Raw genomic sequence first — 20,730 nt, forward strand, 5'->3', positions numbered from 1 at the left:
CAATTTGTGGTTTTGTCAAAGTTACCTCAAACTATACGAATGACGATCGAGCCACACCTGGCCGCACGTGCGGCCGAACTCATTGCGCAAGCCGATGGACTGGTGATTGCTGCCGGTGCCGGCATGGGCGTCGACTCGGGCTTGCCGGACTTCCGCGGCAATGAGGGATTCTGGAAAGCTTACCCTGCCTTGGCCCCCGCGCGCATGGAATTCACCAGCGTGGCGTCGCCGCGCACTTTCCAAGAAGACCCGGCCCTCGCCTGGGGTTTCTATGGCCACCGCCTGAAGCTATATCGCGAGACCGTGCCGCACGAAGGATTTGCGCTTCTGAAGGCATGGGGCGAAGCTATGGAACATGCCAGTTTCGTCTTCACCAGCAATGTGGACGGCCAGTTCCAGAAGGCGGGTTTCGATTCGCGCGCTATTTATGAATGCCACGGTTCGATCCATCATCTGCAATGCCTGGAGCCATGTTGCGGCAATATCTGGCCTGCGGACGATTTCGTGCCGGACGTGGACGGCGACGCGTGCCGCCTTCGCAATCAGCCGCCGCGCTGCCCCGATTGCGGCGGGTTGGCGCGGCCGAATATCCTGATGTTTGGCGATTGGGGCTGGATCGAGCGCCGCAGCGAGATGCAGGCGGGGCGGCTGGAGGGTTGGCTGGCGAACGTGCGGCGGCCGCTGGTGATTGAGCTAGGCGCGGGGACGGCGATTCCTTCGGTGCGGCAGTTCGGGCAAAACGTGGTGCTGCGGGGCGGGCGGATGGTGCGCATTAATCCACGCGAATATGCGGTTGGTGGTGCAGAGGACGTGGGGATCGCCGCAGGTGCGCTGGAGGGATTGCTTGCGATTTCTGCGGCGCTGGGTCAAAACCGGTAAACCTGGCTCAGACCGGCAGGCTCAGACCCAAAGGGTCCGACCCGCCTGGATTCTTCGGTTTATACGAACGTGACCGACAAGCTGGATAGGCCTTCGACGCTGGCGATTAGCGTCTGGCCGCGCGTGACGGCGCCGACGCCCTCCGGCGTGCCGGTGAAAACCAGGTCGCCGGGTTCGAGGCGGAACAGCGTGGAGAGGTTGGCAATAGTCTCGGCTACCGACCAGATCATGTGGTCGGTGCTGCTGGACTGCTTGACCTTGCCATCCAGCGCCACGGCAATGGCAGCACTGTCAATGCCTGGCGCGTCGGCTGCACGGAGCAATTCGCCTACCGGCGCGGAATAGTCGAAGGCCTTGCCGATTTCCCACGGCCGCCCGGCATCCTTCATCTTGCCCTGCAGGTCGCGGCGCGTCATGTCCAGGCCCACGGCGTAGCCGAAGACGTGCTTCGGGGCGTCAGCCACGGGAATATTGCTGCCGCCGGCACCGATTGCCACCACCAGTTCGCACTCGTAGTGGTAATTGCTGGTCTGGGGCGGGTACGGCAGTTCAGCCACGGCGCCTGGCGCCACCGGCACCACGGCTGCCGCATCGCCCGGTTTGCAAAAGAAAAATGGCGGTTCGCGATCCGGGTCCGAACCCATTTCGCGCGCGTGCCCGGCGTAATTGCGGCCTACGCAATAGACGCGGCGCACCGGGAAGCGTTCGTCCGCTCCAGCGATGTGGAGTGCCGCAATCTGGTGTGGTGGGAAAATGTAATTGGCCATGCGTTTGATCCTCAGGTAAGTAGAAGCGCCCTCATTGCAATGCGGAAGGAGGCAACCAGTTCGTCGACCGGCAGGCCGGGATAGTTCAACACCCGCAATTGCAGGCCTTGATACAGGCAGATCACCGCTTGCATGCGTCCTTCGACAGTGGCGTCGTCCGCAGCCAGGCCGTGCTTCTCGCGGCCGGCCTTCAGCATGGCGAGAAAGCGCACGCACATGCGGCGGTCGGCCTCCTGGCTCAGGGCGGCGATGGCCGGGTTGCGGGCGCTTTCGGCGGCGATCTCCAGCGGCAGCGCCCAGTGGTCGGGGTCGAGGTTGTCGCGGACGCTTTGCGCCACGTCGTCGATGATTGCCTGCAGCGGGTCGGGCTGGCTGCCGATATCGCTGATGATGTCCATCACCCGCGTTTCGTTCTCTTCCACGAAGGCGGCAATGATGGCGTCTTTGCTGGCGAAGTAGTTATAGATATGGCCGGCGCTCATGCCGGCCGTCTTGGATATCTCGGACATGCTGGCGCCGTGGAATCCGCTACGGCGGAAACAGGTGGCGGCGGCGTCCAGTACCTGGCGGCGGCGATTGGCGGCGCGCTCTGGATCAATGTGGCGTTTTTCAGTCATAAGGCGTAACTCTGGCCAAGGTAATGAGCTTTGTCAAATTACAACGTGCTATGATGGAACGGCAGTTACTTCATTCTTAAAGGAAAGAGTGATATGCCCTCCCGTACCTCTCGCTCGATTGAGATGCGGCCCGCCGAAGCGGGCGACCTGGCGTTCATGCAGCAGCTTTATTCCAGCACGCGCAGCGCCGAAATTCGGATGGGGGGCTGTGACCTCGCCACCGAAACCCTGCTGCAAGGCTTGCAATTCAAGGCGCAGCAGACCTGGTATGAAACCCGCTACCCCAATGCCGACCTGGCGCTGATCATGGATCGCGAACGCCCGATCGGGCGCCTGTACGTCGATTACGGCCCGGACGAATTGCGCATCCTCGATATTTGCCTGCTGCCCGAATACCGCAATCGCGGCATCGGGCTTGGCCTGCTGCGCAGCCTGCAAGCCCAGGGCGAGCGCCTGCGACTGCCGGTGCTGATCAACATTCCGCTGGGTAGTCCGGCGCAGCGCCTGCTGCTGCGCTGCGGTTTCGACATCCTGGCGGCAGACGGCATCTACAACATCATGGAATGGATGCCGCCAGCCGGCATCGACTAAACCCGGATCAAGCCCAGCCACCAAGCACTTTGTACAGGGTGACCTGGTTGGTCGCCTTCGCCAGGCGCACGCTGATCAGGCTTTGCTGCGCGGCGTAGAGGGTGCGCTGCGACACCAGGGCATTCAGGTAAGACTCCGCCCCTTTCTGGTAACGCGCCTCGTGAATGCGATAGCTGCGGCTTGCCGCTTCGGTCAGCGCCGTCTGCGATTCCACGCGCTCGTCCAGCGTACCGCGTTGCGCCAGCGCATCCGCCACTTCACGGAAAGCCGATTGGATCGCCTTTTCGTAGCGCGCCACGGCGATACCGTTGTCCGCCTTGGCGATATCCAGCCTTGCTTTGTTGGCGCCGGAATCGAACAGCGGCAGCGTCAGTTGCGGCAAGAAGGTCCATGCGCCGGTGCCGGCCTTGAACAGGTTGCCGAGGCTGCTGCTTGCGCTGCCTGCCGTGCCGGTCAGCGTGATGCTCGGGAAGAAGGCGGCGCGCGCCACGCCGATGTTGGCGTTGGCGGCTCTCAGCGTATGCTCGGCTTCCAGCACGTCCGGGCGTTGCAGCAGCACCGAGGACGGCACGCCTTCCGGCAGTTCGGCCAGCGTGCTCACCGCGCTCGGCAAGGCTTGCGGCAGCAGGCTGGCCGGCACTTGGGTACCGACCAGCAGGGCCAGCGCGTTCTCGCCGGCCGCTACCTGGGCGGTGTACAGGGCCATGTCGTTGCGCGCGGCTTCGACACTGGTTTGTGCTTCATACATATCGAGGCCCGATGTAGCGCCGGATTCGAAACGGCGCTTGCTCAGTTCAAACGTGACCTGCTGGCTTTTCAGCGTATCCTGCGCCAGCAGCAGGCGCTCCTTGTCGGCAGCCAGGCCAAGCCAGGTGCTGGCTACTTCGGCCACCAGGCTAAGGCGCTGTGCGCGCTGCGCCTCCTGCGTGCCAAGATACGTTTGCAAGCCCGCTTCCGACGAGTTGCGCAGTTTGCCGAACAGGTCCAACTCATAGGCCGGAATCGCCAGGCCGCCGGTGTACTGGCGGCTGATGTCGCCGCCAGGTGCGCGGGCAGCGCTCTGGCCTACTTGGGCGTTCACCTTGGGCAGTTGTGCGGACCGGTCGATTCCGTACTGCGCCCTCGCCTTCTCGATGTTCAGCGCCGATACGCGCAAGTCGCGGTTGTTCTTCAACGCCAGCTCAACGACTTCGCGCAGTTGCTGGTCGCCGATGAAGTCTTGCCAGGCGATTTCGCTGGCTGGCTTGGCATCGGCCGCCGTATTGGCCGGCTTGTATGCCTCGCCCTGCGGCCAGGCCGCCGCCACCGGCGAATCAGGACGCTGGTAGGTCGGCGCCAGGCTGCAGCCGGCCAGCAAGGCTGCCGCTGCCAGGGTAAAGAGAGTCTTGTTCATATCAGTTCGCCTCCGAAGCGAGGGCCGGTGCGGCAGGTGCGGCCTTGGAGGTCCGGCGACCTATCCATGCACGCACCACCACGAAGAACACCGGCACAAAGAAGATGCCGAGGAAAGTAGCGGTCAGCATGCCGCCCAGCACGCCCACGCCGATCGCGTTCTGGCTGCCGGAACCTGCACCGCTTGCCAGCGCCAGCGGCAGTACGCCGAGGCCGAAGGCGATGGACGTCATCAGGATCGGGCGCAGGCGCAGCTTGACTGCCTGCAGCGTGGCTTCACGCAGTTCGATGCCTTTTTCCTGCAGTTCCTTGGCGAATTCCACGATCAGGATCGCGTTCTTCGCCGACAGGCCGACCACGGTCAGCAGGCCAACCTGGAAGTACACGTCGTTGGCCAGGTGGAAGCCCCAGGTGGCCAGCACGGTGCCGATCACGCCGAGCGGCACCACCAGCAGCACCGAGAACGGCACCGACCAGCTTTCATACAGCGCGGCCAGGCACAGGAATACGATCAGCACGGAGATGGTGTACAGCACCGTGGTCTGCGAACCGGAGTCGCGTTCTTCCACCGACAGGCCGGTCCATTCGAAGCCGATACCTGCCGGCAGTTGCGCCACCAGCTTCTCCATTTCAGCCATGGCCACACCGGAGCTGACGCCAGGTGCCGGCATGCCCTGCACGTTCATCGACGGCACGCCGTTATAACGTTCCAGCCGCGGCGAAGCGTAGATCCAGCGGCCGGAGGCGAAAGCGGAAAACGGCACCATCTCGCCCTGCGCATTGCGCACGGACCACTTGTTCAGGTCTTCCGGGGCCATGCGCGACTCCGGCGTGCCTTGCAGGTAGACGCGCTTGACGCGGCCACGGTCGACGAAGTCGTTCACGTAGGAGGAGCCCCAGCCCACGCTCAATACGCGGTTCACGTCCGCCACGGACAGGCCCAGCGCAGTGGCTTTCTGCTGGTCGATATCCAGCTTGAACTGCGGGGTATCTTCCTGGCCGTTGGGGCGCACTGCCATCAGCAGAGGATTCTTGGCGGCCATGCCGAGCAGCTGGTTACGCGCAGCCATCAGCGCCTCGTGGCCGACGCCGCCCTGGTCCTGCAGTTGCAGGTCGAAGCCGCTGGCGTTACCAAGTTCCATCACTGCTGGCGGAGCAAAGGCGAACACCATCGCTTCGCGGATTTGCGAGAAGGTGCCCATGGCACGGCCGGCAATCGCTTTCACCTTCTGGTCCGGACTCTTGCGCTCGGACCAGTCCTTCAGCCGCACAAAGGCCAGGCCGGCGTTCTGGCCGTTACCGGCAAAGCTGAAGCCCGCCACGGTGAACACGGAAGCCACCGAAGCTTTTTCATCTTCCAGGAAGTGGTGTTCCAGCTTCTCCAGCACTTTCAGGGTGCGCTGCTGGGTGGCGCCGGTTGGCAACTGCACCATCGAGAACAGCACGCCCTGGTCTTCCTCCGGCAGGAAGGAAGTCGGCAGGCGCATAAAGGACACGGCCAGCACTGCCAGCAGTGCGCCATACACCAGCAAGGAGCGCCCGCTGCGCGAGATCATTTTGCCGACCCAGCCCTGGTACTTGGTGCTGCTGCGGTCGAAGCTGCGGTTGAACCAGGCGAAGAAGCCCTTCTCGGAAACGTGGGAGCCGGGTTTCAGGAAAGTCGCGCACAGCGCCGGGGTGAACACCATTGCCACCAGCACCGACAGCACCATGGCAGACACGATGGTCACCGAGAACTGGCGGTAGATCACGCCAGTCGAACCACCGAAGAAAGCCATCGGCACGAACACGGCGGACAGCACCAGCGCGATACCTACCAGCGCGCCGGAGATCTGGCCCATGGACTTGATGGTCGCCTCTTTCGGCGACAAGCCCTCCTCCGTCATCACACGCTCAACGTTCTCCACCACCACGATGGCATCGTCCACCAGCAGGCCGATGGCAAGTACCATGGCGAACATGGTCAGGGTATTGATCGAGTAACCGAGCGAGAACAGCACGCCGAAAGTACCAAGCAGCACCACCGGTACCGCAAGGGTCGGGATCAGGGTGGCGCGGAAGTTCTGCAGGAAGACGTACATCACGATGAACACCAGGATCACCGCTTCAACCAGGGTCTTGACCACTTCTTCGATAGACAGCTCGACGAAAGGCGTGGTGTCGAAAGCCACTGCGGCCTTCATCCCTTGCGGGAACTGCTTGCCCATCACTTCGATTTTCTTCTTCACCGCTTCGGCGGTATCCAGCGCGTTCGCACCGGTAGCCAGCTTGATCGCCACACCCACTGCCGGCGAGCCGTTGTAGCGCGCCACGGTGTTGTAGTTTTCGTTGCCCAGTTCAATGCGCGCCACGTCGCGCAGGTGCACGGTAGCGCCGCTGGCCGTGGTTTTCAGCAGGATGGCGCCAAACTGCTCCGGCGTCTGCAGGCGGCTTTGCGCCGTCACGGTGGCGTTCAGTTGCTGGTCCGGCATGGCAGGCGCGCCGCCCAGTTCACCGGCCGAGACCTCGGCATTCTGCGCCTGGATGGCTGCCGTCACGTCCGCTGGGGTGAGCTGGAAGCCTTGCAGCTTCTGCGGGTCAAGCCAGATACGCATCGCGTACTGCGAACCGAACAAGGTCACGTCGCCCACGCCTTGCACACGGCTTAGCGGGTCGATCACGTTGGCGGCCACATAGTCGCCCAGGTCGGACTGCTTCATCTTGCCGTCTTCAGAGACGAAGCCCAGCACCAGCAGGAAGTTGCGGGTCGCTTTCGACACCACCAGGCCTTGCTGGGTCACTGCGCCAGGCAGCAGCGGCGTTGCCAGCTGCAGCTTGTTCTGCACCTGCACCTGTGCGATGTCCGGATTGGTGCCGCTGTTGAAGGTCAACGTAATGTTGATGCCGCCGGTCGAATCGCTGTTCGACGACATATAACGCAAGCCGTCGATGCCCTTCATCTTCTGTTCGATGATCTGGGTGACGGCGTCTTCCACCGTCTTGGCCGACGCGCCCGGATAGGAACCGGTGATCGAGATCGATGGCGGGGCAATACTTGGGTACTGCGAAATTGGCAGCCCCTTGATCGCCATCACACCCGCCAGCATCACAACGATGGCGAGAACCCAGGCGAAAATGGGGCGGTTGATAAAGAAGCGGGACATGATGGAAACCTCCGCTTAGCGCGCCGCGATGGCCGGCTTGTCGGCAGCTGCGGTGGTGGTCGAACCGGTGGTATTCTTGGCCACGACGGCCGGCGCACCAGGCTTCACTTTCTGCAGGCCTTCAACGATGACGCGATCGCCCGCTACCAGGCCGGACTTCACCAGCCATTTGTCGCCGATCGTGCCGCCGGTCTGCAGCAGGCGCTGTTCAACCTTGCCTTCCTTGTTCAGCACCAAGGCCGTGGCCTCGCCTTTCGGGTTGCGGGTCACGCCCATTTGCGGCACCGCGATGGCTTGCTCGCTGACGCCGGTTTCCAGCACCGCGCGCACAAACATACCGGGCAGCAGGTCATGCTTCGGGTTCGGGAACAGCGCGCGCAGGGTGACGTTGCCGGTGCCCGGATCAACGCTCACGTCGGAGAACTGCAGCTTGCCCGGCAGCGCGTATTTGCTGCCGTCAGCCAGCAGCAACGTCACTGCGGCCTGGCCGTTGGCTTTCTTGAGCGAGCCGCTATCCATTTCGCGCTTCAGGCGCAGCAGCTCTTCGCTGGACTGGGTGACGTCGACATACATCGGGTCCAGTTGCTGCACGGTGGTCAGTGCAGTGGCCTGGCCGGCAGTCACCAGTGCACCTGGCGTTACATTCGAGCGGCTGATGCGGCCGGAGATCGGCGACGCCACCTTGGCGTAATCGACATTGATGCGCGCCGAATCGACAGCAGCTTGTGCGGCTTCCACTTCGGCCTTGGCCTGTTCGTGGGCGGCGACGGCATCGTCGTAATCCTGGCGGCTCACGCCTTCGATTGCCACCAGCTCTTTATAGCGGGCGACTTTCGGAGCGGCGGCAGCCAGGTTGGCTTTGGCCTTGGCCAGGTTGGCCTTGGCGGAATTAAAGGCCGCCTCGTAGGTCGCGGCATCGATCTGGTAAAGCTGGACGCCGGCCTTGACGTCGCCGCCTTCAGTGAACAGGCGCTTCTGGATCAAGCCGCCAACCTGCGGCCGCACTTCGGCAACCTGGTAGGCCGCGGTGCGGCCTGGCAGCTCGGTGCTCATGGCCAGCGCTTGCGGCGCCACGGTGAACACCGCCACTTCGGGCGCCTGCTGGGCGCCGCCCTGGGCTGGACCAGCCTGTTTGCCGCCGCAACCGGCGACCGTTGCGACTACCGCAGCAGCGGCACCCAGCAGCATTAAATTCTTTTGCATGTTTTTCATCTTTTTTCCAGAAAGACTTAGAATGAACGATCATTCTAACATGATTTGGAACTCTGACCCATTGGTCAGTAATTCTACGGAGATGTCGGATCATCGGAGGCGCAGGCATAATCCTGGCTGCGGGCGGTTGGAGCGCCGCCCCGCTTTTTCGGGACCTTCAAATGAAACCGCTGCCTCACACTACGCTTGTACCGGAATTAAGCGCCTGCGCTACATGGCAGGAGGTCTGCAATTTCGTCGATATCTCCCGCGGCGCCGGGACGACCGCCTGGACCTGCGCCGCACAATACGCCATGGTGCTCGCTGCGCGAAATGCCGTCGGCACGACGAACTATTTTGAAGACGCGCTACAGGTGGTGAATAGCTTGGCGCGGGCAAAAGCGGAGATTGACATTGTTTCCTGGCACGCGAACCACGTGATCGCGGAGACCCAATACCTCCTGCGCGCCGCACAGGACTTCCTGGATCAGAACACGATTGCGTGCAACGAATGGCCTCGCCCTCAAGAGATTGCCGATGAAGTGGAAAACATCGCTCGGCGCCGTGCCGCGGGAAACCTGGCCGTTTCAACACTTAAGATACGCTAAGCAAGGACTTCCGGAAAATTCGCAGTGTGGCCGAACGCGTAGAATGGAGCCTTTGATTTGGAGAACGATGTGAAGAAAACAGACTTGGCGAAGAACGACGCGAAGAAGCTGATGGGCAAGATGGTGGCGCCGGGAGCCGCTTCGTTTGGTGCATCCGCCGGTCCTGCCATCGACAAGCGCGAACAACGCAAACGCGATCAGGCACTTGGCCTGGTACCATTCGCAGTCAAACTCAATAGCGATCTGGTGAAACGCTTGCACGCGGTAGCAAGCGAACGCGGGGTTGACCTGAATACTGCCGTCGCCGATGTTCTTGCCAAGGGTCTCGACGCGCCTTAACCAGGCCGAAAATGCTTTCTACGCGCCAGCTCGCGATCAAGAGCATTGGCAAAGTTCTGCCGGTCGCCTTGACTGAACGCGGCGGGCCCGCCGGTGTCGACACCGGCGCCGCGCAATTCTTCCATGAACGCCCGCATCGTCAGCTGCTGCGCGATGGTGTCTTTGGTGTACCACTCGCCGCGGGGATTGAGCGGAAGGCCGCCCTTCTCCAACACCAGGGAGGCCAGCGGGATATCAGCGGTAACGACAATATCGCCGGCGCTGACACGCTCGACGATTTCCGCATCGGCTGCATCGGCACCCGCCGGAACTTGCAGAGCGCGAATAAAGCGCGAGCCCGGAACACGGATCAACTGGTTCGCCACCAGCGTGACGCTGATCTGCGTACGCTCCGCTACGCGGAACAGGATGTCCTTGACTACAGCGGGACAGGCGTCCGCATCTACCCAAATGTGCATGAATTACATCGAATACGAATAAAAGAATCAGACATTGTAATCAAGTTGGCCAAACTATATTCCCCAACAGCCGCTGCAGCTTGGCTGCGCGGTCCGAATTGACCATCGCAACATACGAAATCCTGCCTGCGAGGTATGCCTGGAAGTTGGGATGGTTCTCCCGGTTCTGGGATTCCGGGCCATGGCGCACGCAATTCGTCAGCGTGGCTTTAAGTTTGTCGTACTCGTCGCGCGCGATATTCGGATGAGCATTGACGACGATGCCCGTCACTTGCTGCCGCGTCGCTCCACGCATCAGCCGGGTTTTGCGGGTGTTCACACGGAAGCCCTCTTCGAGCGCAATCGCCGCCACCTGGATGTGGAAGCGCTCGGCGGAGCGCGCAAACGCGTCCCCTCCCGAAAAGGCCAGGTCGTCGGCATACCGGCTGTACGTCGCGCCAAGCGAACGCGCCAGCGAATCGAGCCGCATGTCGAGCCGGTAAGCACACAGGTTGGCCAGCGCGGGCGAGCACGGTGAGCCTTGCGGCAGGTGCGGCGATTTCAGGGCCTGGCGTTCAGGCCAGGACAAGGAACCGCCTGCCTGCTTGTCGCGGAACAGTCCATGGGGCGCGCGGTTGACGCAGATGCGCGCAAGCGTTCCGGCCACGCTCTGCGGGTAGCCGAGCTTTTCAAACAGCGCCTGGATGCGAGAGTGCTGAATGCTTGGGAAGAAATCCTTCAGGTCCATGCGGATGACGGCGTGCCGGCCCGTGTGCCGCGCGGCGTGCGTGACGCAGGAGTGCCCGCGCCTGAAGCCATGCGCGGATGCATGCGGCGGCACCAGGTCCAGGATCTGGCGCAGGATTTTTTGCTGGATACGGCGCAGGCGTTCCTTGGGAATTTCGATCAAGCGCAGCCCACCGCTGCGCTTTGGCACCCAGCGATAGTGGTAATGCTGGAGGCTTGATTGTTCGTCGCGTGCGATGCGCCATTGGTCGGCAAACCAACGCAATGCACCCACCGGCTCATTCAACCATGCGGCCAGGTCTCCGGCTGTCGGCAGCTCCGGCAGCGCGAGTGCGGCCAGCCATGCCGGCTTTGGCGGGCGTATGGGCTGGTCGAGGCAGTAGCGCCGAACGTCCGGCAGCTCGACGAAAGGTGGCTCGTCGCCTTCGTCGCCTTCGTCGCCGTCATCGTCCTCGCCCTCATCATCTTCATCAAGGTCGACGCAGCCACGACCGAGCAGCTCCCAAAGGAGGTCCGCCAACTCGTGCCGGCTGAAGTAATGGAAGTTCTCGCCCGTGCGCGAGATGAGCGCCATGCAGACGCCGGGCGCCCATGGCTGCGCTGCATCGAAAACCCGGGTACACGCCGCGATCAGGTTCTCCTGGCTGCCATCCGTGGCCAGCATCGTGTCGGCAAGGGCCAGCGCGGTAAGTTTTTCGATATTCATGAATAGAAGGAGCGGAGAGCCGTCAACGAGTCTCGTGATGCGTGAGCGGACTATGCGTGGGAACGCAATGCGGCTCATGCGGCGAAATGCAGAACATCAAACATCCCGCGGGGTAACCCCGCAGAGGCTGTCCCTGCACGAGGCAAAGACAGGCCGGCTTGGCGGTTCCGCCCCGCCGACACAGTAGGTTAAATTTGCTTGAAGGTCAACATCGTGACGATTACTGCGTCACTGGAGTCGCGTCGAGCTGCACGCTTTGCAGGAACACCTGCGAATACGACTCGAAGCCGGAATCGATGCCCAGGATAATCCACACCGCGCCATTCGCATCGGTCGTCACCTTCTGGGCCTTTTCGCTCTTCACGGTCTTGCTGGCATACGACACCGCAGTACCGCAAGCCTGGCCATTGGCAATATTACCGATCACCTGCGCATCCTTGCCGCCACCACCCTGGTTGCCGCGATCGATGTTCATGCGAATCTCATTATTGACTGTCATTGCTTTTGGTTCCGTGGCGGTGGCGCCTGCAAAAACCCACACGGCTTCGCCCGGCGCGCCGCCCACACCCATACAACCGGTCTGCGCGTTGCTGGCAAGCTTGAGCGAGAAATTGATGTTGTAAGTGGTGTTCTTTTCCAGTCCGAAGAACTGCTTCTTCACGAACAGGAACAGGTCGTCGCTGCGATTGGTGCCGCCAACCAGGTAGCCCTTGCCGGTCAGCGGGGCAGGCAGGGAGCGCTGCTCGAATACGACATTGGTCGGCGCGGTCTCCGGCGTGTAATCGGAGGAACTGCCGGTCCAGCCGGTAACGCCATCCTTGTCGAAGTCCACCGTCGCCGAGACCTGCTTGGGCCCTTTGTCGGTCTCGTTGCCACCACCGCACGCGGCCAGCACAGACAGCATGGCGACGGAGACGCCGGTTTTCAGGATTGTTTTCATTGACTGCCCTTCTCACAAAAGTTTTTGGAAAACCAATTGTAAAAAGGACCAAAGGCGCCGGGATGGCGCCTTTGTATGTAGAGGTATGTAGCCCTCCCAGACCATTGACTACATTTTTCTACTTCCAGTCACCGCGCAGTTCTGCTACCTGGCGATACAGCAGTTCCGGGCTCACTTCCGTAGGTTCGACTGGTTGGCCAACCGCCAGCGAGAGGTGCGAACGGAAGCCTTTGCGGAAGGCGCGTTCCAGCAGGCCGTCCTTGCTGCGGCTAAGCAGGTGACCCCACAGGCCGCGCAGCGCCATTGGGATCACTGGCACTTGGGTGCGCTCGATGATCTTGCTGATGCCACCCTTGAACTCATTCATCTCGCCGGTGCTGGTCAGCTTACCTTCCGGGAATATGCAAACCAGCTCGCCCTCATGCAGTGCTTGCGCGATATCGACAAAGGCCTTCTCCATCAGCCATGGGTCTTCCTTGGCAGGCGCAATCGGAATCGCCTTGGCGGTACGGAAGATCCAGCCGAAGAACGGAGTCTTGAAAATACGGTGGTCCATCACGAAGCGGATCGGGCGCGGGCTGGCGGCCACGATCACGAGCGCGTCGACATAGCTGACGTGGTTGCACACCAGGACAGCGCCACCCTCTTCGGGAATGCGATGGGCGTCGACTGTCTTCACGTTGTGCACGGTATGGATCAGGAGCCACGCCAGGAAGCGCATCAGGAATTCAGGCACCAGCGAGAAGATGTACACCGCCACGATAGCGTTCATGATCGCGGTGGCCAGGAAAACTTCGGGAATAGTGAAGCCCTGGCCCAGCAGCACGATTGCCACGCCGGTTGCCACCACCATGAACAGCGCGTTCATGATATTCATGCCGGCAATGGTGCGCGACAGGTGCTGCGGGTCGGCGCGCAACTGGATCAGCGCGAACAGTGGGACGATGAAGAAGCCGCCGAACACGCCGATCATCACCACGTCGAAGATGATGCGCCATGCGCCAGGCAGCATCGCCATGGCATAGGCATTCACTTCGCCGGGCGCGCCGTAGCCCTGGCTTGCCAGGTACAGGTCGATGCCGAACACCGACAGGCCGATGGAGCCGAACGGCACCAGGCCGATTTCCACCTTGCGGCCGGAGAGCTTTTCGCACAGCAGCGAGCCGGCGCCGATACCCAGCGAGAACATCGTCAGCAGCAGCACGAAGACACTGTTGTCGCCTTTCAGGTAATCCTTGGCGTATACCGGGAACTGGGCCAGCACGATCGCGCCGTAGAACCAGAACCAGGAGTTGCCAAGCATCGAGAGGAAAACGGAACGGTTGCCGGCCGAGAAACGCAGGTTGCGGATCGATTCGGTGAAGGGGTTCCAGTTTACTTTCAGGTCGGGCTGCGGTGCCGGCGTTTTCGGAATGCCGTGCGCAGTGACCAGGCCGACAATCGCAAAGAACACCGTGGCGACAGCCAGCCAGGTAATGCCGTCCGGCTTGTGGTTGACGATGATCGCGCCGAACACCTGGCCAAGCAGGATGCCGACGAAAGTGCCCATTTCAACGATGCCGTTGCCGCCGGTGAGTTCTTCCGGCTTCAGGTGCTGCGGCATATAAGCGTATTTGACAGGGCCAAACAGGGTCGAGTGCATGCCCATGCCGAAGACGGCGATCATCAACAGGACCAGCGTGTGGCTGAACCAGCCGATGGCCGCCACGCCCATGATGCCGATCTCCAGCCACTTAATAAAGCGCGCCAGCTTGCCCTTCTCTACTTTTTCGGCGATCTGGCCGGAGGTGGCCGAGAACAACACGTAGGGCAGGATGAACAGGCCAGGTACCAGGTTGGTGACCAGCGAAGGATCCAGGGTGGTCCAATTGGATGCCTCGAACGCCAGCGCCACGATCAGGGCGGTTTTGAACAGGTTGTCGTTAAACGCGCCGAGAAACTGGGTCCAGAAAAACGGTGCGAAACGGCGCTGCTTCAGGAGATCGAACTGGCTGGGATGGCTCATGTTGCGTCACGGGAATAGTGAAAATATCGACAACATACAGCACATTGCGCAAGCTCTCAACCCGACTTGCCAAAGTATCGGAATTCAATACTTTACGACAGCTGCATCACATGCGTAGCAGCCGGAGCACGGCGCCTGCGAAGCGCAACGCAGCGCTGGCAAACAGTGGACCTGTCAGCCACGGCAACGGCGCATCAAGCCACCTGCAAAAAAAAGCGGCCAGCAAGCCGGCCGCTAAAGCTTGGAGGAAGCAACGGTGGCGGGTCAGAAGACCCACAGCTTGTCGGCCGGCAGTTGCAGCCAATACTGGCCGTCCTGCAGGCGGTACTTGGAATGGGCGCGCACGCTGATATCGCCTCGTTTGAACAGGCATTCCCAGCGGTCGCCCAGGTACATGCAGGTGACCAGGGCGAGCTGCAGCGAGTTCTCGACCTGGCTGCCATGCACGCGCACCTCTTCAACGCGGATCAGCGGTGCAATCGAATCGCCGCCTTTGCCGCGCGCCGTGGCCTGCAGTTGGTTGCCGGCCACGTCGATCAGCATGCTGTCGCCTTCGCGCGAAACCAGCGTGCCGGGCAGGCGATTGTTGCTGCCCATGAATTCAGCGGTAAACAAGGTTTCCGGCGTTTCGTACATCGACTGCGGCGTGCCCTGCTGCTCGATCTTGCCATTATTGAGCAGCAGAATACGGTCGGAGATCGCCATCGCCTCATCCTGGTCGTGCGTCACCATCAGCGCCGACAGGCCAAGACGCACGATCAGTTCGCGCAGGAAGGCGCGCGCCTCTTCGCGCAGCTTCGCGTCCAGGTTGGACAGCGGCTCGTCCAGCAGGATCACCGGCGGGTTGTACACCAGCGCGCGGGCAATCGCCACGCGCTGTTGCTGGCCGCCCGACAACTGGTGCGGGAAGCGTTCGCCCAGGTGGCCCAGTCCGAGCTGCTTCAGCACCTCGGTCACGCGGCGGCCGATTTCTTCCTTGTTCATCTTGCGCAGCTTCAGGCCGTAGGCCACGTTCTCCGACACGGTCTTGTGCGGCCACAGCGCATAGGACTGGAACACCAGGCCCAGGTTGCGCTGTTCCGCCGGCATTTCAAAGCCTTTGCCGCCATCGAACACGCGGCGCTCGCCGATGTCGATGCAGCCCAGGCGCGGGCTTTCCAGGCCGGCGACGGCGCGCAGCAGCGTGGTCTTGCCGCTGCCCGAGGGGCCCAGCAGCGCCACCACTTCGCCCTTCTGCAGATGCATCGACACGCCCTTCAGGATCGGGTTGGCATGGGTGCCGGTGCCGTAATCCAGGTGCAGGTCTTCGACGGACAGTTCGTTCATTGTGAGGTCTCGTTTCATGATCGTGGTCTCAGTTATGCAGCTTGACGCCGAAGCGCAGCGCGATACCCAGGCCGATGCCGACCAGGGTGATGTTGATAAAGGACAGTGCCGCCACCAGGTCGGTAGAGCCACCCGCCCACAGCGACACGATCAGCGCGCCAATCACTTCGGTACCCGGCGAGAGCAGGTACACGCCGGTGGAATACTCCCGTTCGAAGATCAGGAAAATCATCAGCCATGCGCCCAGCAAGCCGTATTTGATCAGCGGCAGGGTCACGTCGCGGGTCACCTGGCCGCGGCGGGCGCCAACCGCGCGCGCCGCTTCTTCCAGCTCAGGGCCAACCTGCAGCAGCGCAGTGGAAATCAGGCGCATGCCGTAGGCCATCCACACCACCGAATACGCCAGCCACACGGCGAAGATCGTGGTGCGCAGGCTGCGCAGCGCGGGAATGGCGTGCTCCACCAGCCACGCCGCCAGGCCGTTGTCGGAGCCTTTCAGCATGCCGTCCAGCCAGCTGGGCACGAACAGGAACACCCACAGAAAGGCCAGGCCGGCCAGCAGGCCAGGCACTGCACGCGGTACCAGAACGCTGTAGTCCAGGATTCGGGTCAGCAGGTCCGGCTTGCGGTGCATGGCCAAGGCGATGAAGCTGTAGCAGAAGATCGCCAGGCCGCCGCCGATCACGCCGATCAGCACCGTGTTGATGATGCCGCGGATCAGGGCATGCTGTTCGAAGATGTCGCGGAAGTGCTGCAGCGTCAGGACGTCGGCCAGCTTCACGCCCTCGCCCCAGTACTGCACGAAGGAGCGCAGCGCAATGCCGGACAGCGGCATGACGATGGTGAACAACAGCCACGCGCCCAACACTGCAAACGCCAGCCACTTCCAGCGGCCCAGCGGCAGTGCCTTGCTGCGCGCGCCCTTGCCCTTGATCGACACATATTTGTTGGCCGATTTCAGCAGCCAGCGCTGGATCATCACCAGCGGCATGGTCACTGCCACCAGGCACACGGCCACCGCCGCCATCAGGTGATAGGACGGCGTACCCAGCTTGTTGGTCAGCTTGTACAGGTAGGTCGGCAGCACCAGGTGGCCCTCCGGGTCGCCCAGTACCAGCACCAGCCCAAACACTTCGAAGCCGAGGAAGAACACCAGCACGCCCGCGTAGGCCAGCGCCGGCATGATCATCGGCAGCGATACGTTGAACATCACCTGCAGCGGCGAGGCGCCAGCCACGCGGGCCGCTTCTTCCACGTCCGAACCAAGGCTCTTCAGCGCTGACGACGCGTACAGGTAGACGTGCGGCACGTGGGTCAGGCCGGCAATGATCACAATGCTGGTGAAGGAATACACATTCCATGGGATAAAGCCGATCAGGTCTTTCACCCAGGTGGAGTAGAAGCCCACCGGGCCCATCGACACCACGTAGCCAAAACCCATCACCATCGGCGACACAAAGATCGGCACCAGCAGCAGCGGGGAGATCCAGCCGCGACCCGGCAGGTCGGTACGCACCATCAGGAAGGCCAGCATGCCGCCCAACGGCACGGCGATGGCGGCCAGGCCTGCCGCCAGCAGCAAGCCGTTCTTGAACGCCACGGCAAAGTCCGGGTCGTCGAAGATGAAGCGGAAGGCATCCAGCCCAGCTTCCTTGCCGGGCATGAAGAACGGCGCCGACAGGAAGCTCTGGTAAAAGATCAGGAACAGCGGCAGGAAGATGGCGGTGCAGGTCAGCACTGCCACAATCCCGCGCGGCCAATTGATGTTGGCAATGCCGGCACGCCCCGTTCCCTGCAAAGTCGCGGTTGTCATTGGCTGCTCCTTATTTCTTGCCGGCGGTTTCTTTCCACTGTTTCAGGAAAGCCATGCGCTTCTGCGGGCCGAGGAACTGCAGCAGGATCGGGTGCACAGGCACGGGCTTGATCTTGTCCTGGCCGATCTGCTTGACCAGGTCGGACGACGTGGTTTCGCCAGTCACGTCGGCGCGGATGGCGAACAGTTTGGATTCGTTGGCGATGATGGTCTGGCCGCGGTGCGACAGGGTGTAGTCCAGCCACAGCTTGGCGGCGTTGACGTTCTTCGCGCCTTTGTTGATGAAGATCACGCGCGACATCACCAGGGTGTAGTCCTTCGGTAGCTGCACGCCGATCGAAGGGTCGGTCTTGGCACGCACCAGGGCATAGGAACCCAGCACGTTGTAGCCGATCAGGTTTTCGCCGGAGGAGATGCGCTCCATCATGGTGCCGGTGGAGGACTGCACGCGCACCTTCGCTTCGCCGAAGGCGTTCTCCAGCTCCAGGAATTTCGGGTACTCCTTGGCGTCCTGGCTCATGAACATGAAGCCGACGCCGGACTTTTCGATATCATAGGTGGTGACCTTGTCCTTGAACTTCGGCTGCTGGATCAGCTTGACGAAGTCGGCGTGGGTCTGCGGTACTTCCTTGGCATCGACCAGGCGCTTGTTGTAGACAATGGCGGCCGGCTCGAAGGTGGTGCCGTAAGCCTGGTCGTCCCACACCGCCCAGCCGGGAATCTTGGACGCTTCCACCGATTTGTACTTCAGCGCGTAGCCGTCGGAGGCCAGGCGCATCTGCAAATCCATCGCGGAGGACCACATCACGTCGGCGGTATTGCCGCCGGCTGCCATCTCGGAGATGAATCGGTTGTATACCTCGGTCGAATTCATGTCGTTGTATTCGACGGTGATGCCCGGGTACATGGCGTTGAAGTCGCGCACCAGCGGCTGTGCAGCCTTGCTGTCGGTAGCGCCGTACACCACCAACTTGCCCTCTTTCTTTGCCGCCTCGATCACCTTTTGGTAATCGGCCGGATACCCGGCGGGCGATTGTGCGAATGCGGTGCACGCGAACAGGCCCGCGGCGGCCACCAGGGTCGTCTTGATCATTTGTGTCTCCTAGATTTTTTGAGGGATGTTTAGCGCACCAGGCCCAGATGGCTGGCGCGTTTGCCGTAATCGTCCACGGCCTTGTGCACATACTCGTTGAGCGCCTGTCCTGTCAGGCTGAAGGGATATAGTCCCGCTTCCGTCCGCAGCTTTGCGAACTCGGGCGTTGCCATGATGTGTTCGAAGGTTTTCACCCATTGCAGGTAATCGGCATCGGCTACCTGAGGTCCCATCCACACACCGCGAATCACCGGCCAGACAAGGTTGTAGCCTTGCTCGCGCGCCGTCGGCACTGCTGAAAGCTTGCCTGGCAGGCGCTCTTCCGACATCACGGCCAGTACGCGGATCGCGTTGCCGGCCAGGCTGGCTTCCGAGGCATCGCCCGACACGACCTGCACGTAGTTGGCCTGCATTGCGGTGAAGGACTCGCCGCCGCCTTCCAGCGCCACGAAGCGCAGCACTTTCGGATCCAGGCCTGCCTGGCGCACCAGCAGTGCCACCTTCAGCCAGTCCTGGCTGCCGATGGTGCCGCTGACGCCGATCAGCACTTTGGAAGGATCGCGTTTGAGCGCTGCCACCAGGTCGCCCAGAGACTTATACGGAGAATCGGCGCGCACTGCGATCATGCCGTAGTCCGCACCCAACGCCGCTACCCAGCGTACATCGTCCGCCTTGGCCTTGCCGAACTTGCCCTGCGCGAGGTTCAGCAGCGAACCGCCGGAAAACGCCACCAGGGTGTTCGGTTCGGCGCGGCGCTGCGATACCAGCGAGTGCCATGCCACCGCGCCGATCCCGCCCGGGCGATACACCAGCTTCATGGACTGGCCGCCCGGCACCGTCGCCAGGCCTTTCTGGGCCAGCTTGCACGTCAGGTCCATCGCGCCGCCCGGTTTGGACGGCACGATGCACTCAGCGGCTTGCACCTGCCCTGTCAACAGCAGGACCGTAGCGAAGATGGAGAACAGGATCTTCATGGCTTCATTATTATCAGAAGCGGTGCTGGATGCCAACCATGACGCCGTGCTGGCTGTCGCCGAAGCCCGCGTCGTCGCGCGACAGGCCGACCAGCTGGTCATGCTTGCCTTTGGTGTAAGCGACAGTCGCATACAGGTCGGTGCGCTTGGACGCGGCGTAGCGATAACGCAGCACATACATGGTCGGATCGGCGTCAATGCCGGCAGCCAGGTTGCGCTGGTCGATGTGGTAGACCGCGCCGGTGATCGTGACGTTCGGCTGGGGCTTGTATGCCACGCCGGCCCACAGGGTGTTGCCTTTTATGTCAGCCGTGGCGGCTTTGCCGGACGCCAGCTTGTAGCCGCGGCCACCGAGCCAGAATTTGAAATCGCCGGTGGCGTAATAGCCGCCCAGGTGGAACGCGGTGGTCTCGTCGCGATTGCCGGTAGCGACCACGTTGTTGCCGTTGATGCGCTCTGCGGTGAACATGGCGCCCAGCGACTCGGACTGGTAGCTGACGGCGCCGGCGTACTTGGCACTGTCGGCCGAGCTGGTCCCGGCGCCCTGCTGCTCGCCCATGCCGTAGCTGAAGCCATAGTTCCAGTCGCCGGTCTTGCCGGAGTATTTGATCAGGTTATCGAAACCGGTGGTCATGCCGTATTTGCTGGCGAACGTGGCGCTACCGCCGGTCGCCCAGGAGTAGTAAGGCGCAAAGCCCATCGGGTCGAAGCGGATGACGGTGTCGTACACGCTGGTGAAGGAACGGCCCAGCACCACGCGGCCCCAGCTGCCTTCCAGGCCGACGTTGGCCTGGCGCTTGAACAGGTTGCCGTCCTGCGCGCCGGTATCCATCAGGATGCCGCTTTCCAGCTGGTACACCGCTTTCAATCCACCGCCCAGGTCTTCGCTGCCTTTGATGCCCCAACGCGAAGTGTTCATGCCGCCGGAACTGACGTGGGTGACGCTGCCGCCGCCTGGCTTGGCATCGGAAGTGATGTCGACACCCATGTCCAGCAGGCCGTAGACCTGCACATTGGATTGGGCGTTGGCGGAAGAATAGGCGGCAAACATCAATGCGACGGCCGCTGCCATCGAAGTTCTTTTCACAATCAGTCTCCTGGGTTTATAGTTATTTCAGTCATGCCTCGCTCTGGCACGGTTCAACTATAAAATCGCCAACCT

Annotated in this window: 18 protein-coding genes; 4 read left to right on the forward strand and 14 right to left on the reverse strand. The window is 62.0% G+C overall.

Going from position 1 to position 20,730, the window contains the following annotated elements:
- Window positions 1-39 precede the first annotated feature (39 nt).
- Window positions 40-879, forward strand: coding sequence for an SIR2 family NAD-dependent protein deacylase (locus BM269_RS16265; protein WP_090438847.1), 840 nt, complete (start codon window positions 40-42; stop codon window positions 877-879).
- Between the two features lie 59 nt (window positions 880-938).
- On the opposite strand, the gene BM269_RS16270 is transcribed toward BM269_RS16265, so the two are convergent.
- Window positions 939-1,646, reverse strand: a complete 708-nt coding sequence (locus BM269_RS16270) for a fumarylacetoacetate hydrolase family protein (protein WP_090438850.1) — start codon at window positions 1,644-1,646, stop codon at window positions 939-941.
- Window positions 1,647-1,657: 11 nt separating this feature from the next.
- Window positions 1,658-2,263 carry a TetR/AcrR family transcriptional regulator gene (locus BM269_RS16275; protein WP_090438853.1) on the reverse strand — a complete coding sequence of 202 codons (606 nt, stop codon included), beginning with the start codon at window positions 2,261-2,263 and terminating at the stop codon, window positions 1,658-1,660.
- Between the two features lie 93 nt (window positions 2,264-2,356).
- On the opposite strand from BM269_RS16275, the gene BM269_RS16280 reads away from it, so the two are divergent.
- Complete coding sequence (locus BM269_RS16280) at window positions 2,357-2,854, forward strand: GNAT family N-acetyltransferase (RefSeq protein ID WP_139232760.1); 498 nt, start codon at window positions 2,357-2,359, stop codon at window positions 2,852-2,854.
- A 7-nt stretch (window positions 2,855-2,861) separates the two neighbouring features.
- On the opposite strand, the gene BM269_RS16285 is transcribed toward BM269_RS16280, so the two are convergent.
- Genes BM269_RS16285 through BM269_RS16295 form a run of 3 tightly spaced genes read right to left on the reverse strand, consistent with a single transcriptional unit; the run spans window position 2,862 to window position 8,592 of the window.
- Window positions 2,862-4,247: an efflux transporter outer membrane subunit gene (locus BM269_RS16285; RefSeq protein WP_090438859.1), complete on the reverse strand. Its 1,386-nt coding sequence runs from the start codon at window positions 4,245-4,247 to the stop codon at window positions 2,862-2,864.
- Between the two features lies 1 nt (window position 4,248).
- Window positions 4,249-7,389, reverse strand: coding sequence for an efflux RND transporter permease subunit (locus tag BM269_RS16290; protein WP_090438862.1), 3,141 nt, complete (start codon window positions 7,387-7,389; stop codon window positions 4,249-4,251).
- A gap of 15 nt (window positions 7,390-7,404) precedes the next feature.
- Complete coding sequence (locus BM269_RS16295; protein ID WP_139232761.1) at window positions 7,405-8,592, reverse strand: efflux RND transporter periplasmic adaptor subunit; 1,188 nt, start codon at window positions 8,590-8,592, stop codon at window positions 7,405-7,407.
- A 170-nt stretch (window positions 8,593-8,762) separates the two neighbouring features.
- Between BM269_RS16295 and BM269_RS16300 the strand changes: the two genes are divergently transcribed.
- Together BM269_RS16300 and BM269_RS16305 are read left to right on the forward strand one after the other, a co-directional pair.
- Window positions 8,763-9,188 carry a hypothetical protein gene (locus BM269_RS16300; protein ID WP_090438865.1) on the forward strand — a complete coding sequence of 142 codons (426 nt, stop codon included), beginning with the start codon at window positions 8,763-8,765 and terminating at the stop codon, window positions 9,186-9,188.
- A 69-nt stretch (window positions 9,189-9,257) separates the two neighbouring features.
- Complete coding sequence (locus BM269_RS16305) at window positions 9,258-9,527, forward strand: hypothetical protein (RefSeq protein WP_090439491.1); 270 nt, start codon at window positions 9,258-9,260, stop codon at window positions 9,525-9,527.
- Here the strand turns inward: BM269_RS16305 and BM269_RS16310 are convergent.
- The 9 genes from BM269_RS16310 to BM269_RS16350 form a co-directional block, all read right to left on the reverse strand.
- Window positions 9,524-9,985, reverse strand: coding sequence for a YaiI/YqxD family protein (locus BM269_RS16310; RefSeq protein ID WP_090438867.1), 462 nt, complete (start codon window positions 9,983-9,985; stop codon window positions 9,524-9,526). The two genes, BM269_RS16305 and BM269_RS16310, sit on opposite strands and share 4 nt — an antisense overlap.
- Window positions 9,986-10,025: 40 nt before the next feature.
- A complete protein-coding gene (locus tag BM269_RS16315) occupies window positions 10,026-11,417 on the reverse strand; it encodes a reverse transcriptase family protein (protein WP_139232762.1) in 1,392 nt (463 codons plus the stop codon).
- A 220-nt stretch (window positions 11,418-11,637) separates the two neighbouring features.
- Window positions 11,638-12,357 (reverse strand): hypothetical protein, encoded by a 720-nt coding sequence (locus tag BM269_RS16320; protein WP_090438873.1) that lies wholly within the window; start codon window positions 12,355-12,357, stop codon window positions 11,638-11,640.
- A gap of 118 nt (window positions 12,358-12,475) precedes the next feature.
- The gene (locus tag BM269_RS16325; RefSeq protein WP_090438877.1) at window positions 12,476-14,362 is read right to left on the reverse strand and encodes an MFS transporter; all 1,887 of its coding nucleotides are present in this window, start codon (window positions 14,360-14,362) and stop codon (window positions 12,476-12,478) included.
- Window positions 14,363-14,626: 264 nt separating this feature from the next.
- Window positions 14,627-15,688, reverse strand: coding sequence for an ABC transporter ATP-binding protein (locus tag BM269_RS16330; protein ID WP_090438880.1), 1,062 nt, complete (start codon window positions 15,686-15,688; stop codon window positions 14,627-14,629).
- A gap of 28 nt (window positions 15,689-15,716) precedes the next feature.
- Window positions 15,717-17,501, reverse strand: coding sequence for an ABC transporter permease (locus BM269_RS16335; RefSeq protein WP_090438883.1), 1,785 nt, complete (start codon window positions 17,499-17,501; stop codon window positions 15,717-15,719).
- A 10-nt stretch (window positions 17,502-17,511) separates the two neighbouring features.
- Complete coding sequence (locus tag BM269_RS16340) at window positions 17,512-18,594, reverse strand: ABC transporter substrate-binding protein (protein ID WP_090438886.1); 1,083 nt, start codon at window positions 18,592-18,594, stop codon at window positions 17,512-17,514.
- A 29-nt stretch (window positions 18,595-18,623) separates the two neighbouring features.
- Window positions 18,624-19,568: a tripartite tricarboxylate transporter substrate binding protein gene (locus BM269_RS16345; protein ID WP_090438889.1), complete on the reverse strand. Its 945-nt coding sequence runs from the start codon at window positions 19,566-19,568 to the stop codon at window positions 18,624-18,626.
- 13 nt (window positions 19,569-19,581) lie between these two features.
- Window positions 19,582-20,655 (reverse strand): porin, encoded by a 1,074-nt coding sequence (locus tag BM269_RS16350; protein ID WP_090438892.1) that lies wholly within the window; start codon window positions 20,653-20,655, stop codon window positions 19,582-19,584.
- Window positions 20,656-20,730 lie beyond the last annotated feature (75 nt).

Source organism: Duganella sp. CF458, from assembly GCF_900113115.1.
Classification (GTDB): domain Bacteria; phylum Pseudomonadota; class Gammaproteobacteria; order Burkholderiales; family Burkholderiaceae_D; genus Rugamonas.

Excerpts from the sequence above, each read along its gene's own strand:
- BM269_RS16265 (WP_090438847.1), top strand. The coding sequence starts at position 40 with ATGACGATCGAGCCACACCTGGCCGCACGTGCGGCCGAACTCATTGCG.
- BM269_RS16270 (WP_090438850.1), bottom strand. The coding sequence starts at position 1,646 with ATGGCCAATTACATTTTCCCACCACACCAGATTGCGGCACTCCACATC.
- BM269_RS16275 (WP_090438853.1), bottom strand. The coding sequence starts at position 2,263 with ATGACTGAAAAACGCCACATTGATCCAGAGCGCGCCGCCAATCGCCGC.
- BM269_RS16280 (WP_139232760.1), top strand. The coding sequence starts at position 2,357 with ATGCCCTCCCGTACCTCTCGCTCGATTGAGATGCGGCCCGCCGAAGCG.
- BM269_RS16285 (WP_090438859.1), bottom strand. The coding sequence starts at position 4,247 with ATGAACAAGACTCTCTTTACCCTGGCAGCGGCAGCCTTGCTGGCCGGC.
- BM269_RS16290 (WP_090438862.1), bottom strand. The coding sequence starts at position 7,389 with ATGTCCCGCTTCTTTATCAACCGCCCCATTTTCGCCTGGGTTCTCGCC.
- BM269_RS16295 (WP_139232761.1), bottom strand. The coding sequence starts at position 8,592 with ATGCAAAAGAATTTAATGCTGCTGGGTGCCGCTGCTGCGGTAGTCGCA.
- BM269_RS16300 (WP_090438865.1), top strand. The coding sequence starts at position 8,763 with ATGAAACCGCTGCCTCACACTACGCTTGTACCGGAATTAAGCGCCTGC.
- BM269_RS16310 (WP_090438867.1), bottom strand. The coding sequence starts at position 9,985 with ATGCACATTTGGGTAGATGCGGACGCCTGTCCCGCTGTAGTCAAGGAC.
- BM269_RS16315 (WP_139232762.1), bottom strand. The coding sequence starts at position 11,417 with ATGAATATCGAAAAACTTACCGCGCTGGCCCTTGCCGACACGATGCTG.
- BM269_RS16320 (WP_090438873.1), bottom strand. The coding sequence starts at position 12,357 with ATGAAAACAATCCTGAAAACCGGCGTCTCCGTCGCCATGCTGTCTGTG.
- BM269_RS16325 (WP_090438877.1), bottom strand. The coding sequence starts at position 14,362 with ATGAGCCATCCCAGCCAGTTCGATCTCCTGAAGCAGCGCCGTTTCGCA.
- BM269_RS16330 (WP_090438880.1), bottom strand. The coding sequence starts at position 15,688 with ATGAACGAACTGTCCGTCGAAGACCTGCACCTGGATTACGGCACCGGC.
- BM269_RS16335 (WP_090438883.1), bottom strand. The coding sequence starts at position 17,501 with ATGACAACCGCGACTTTGCAGGGAACGGGGCGTGCCGGCATTGCCAAC.
- BM269_RS16340 (WP_090438886.1), bottom strand. The coding sequence starts at position 18,594 with ATGATCAAGACGACCCTGGTGGCCGCCGCGGGCCTGTTCGCGTGCACC.
- BM269_RS16345 (WP_090438889.1), bottom strand. The coding sequence starts at position 19,568 with ATGAAGATCCTGTTCTCCATCTTCGCTACGGTCCTGCTGTTGACAGGG.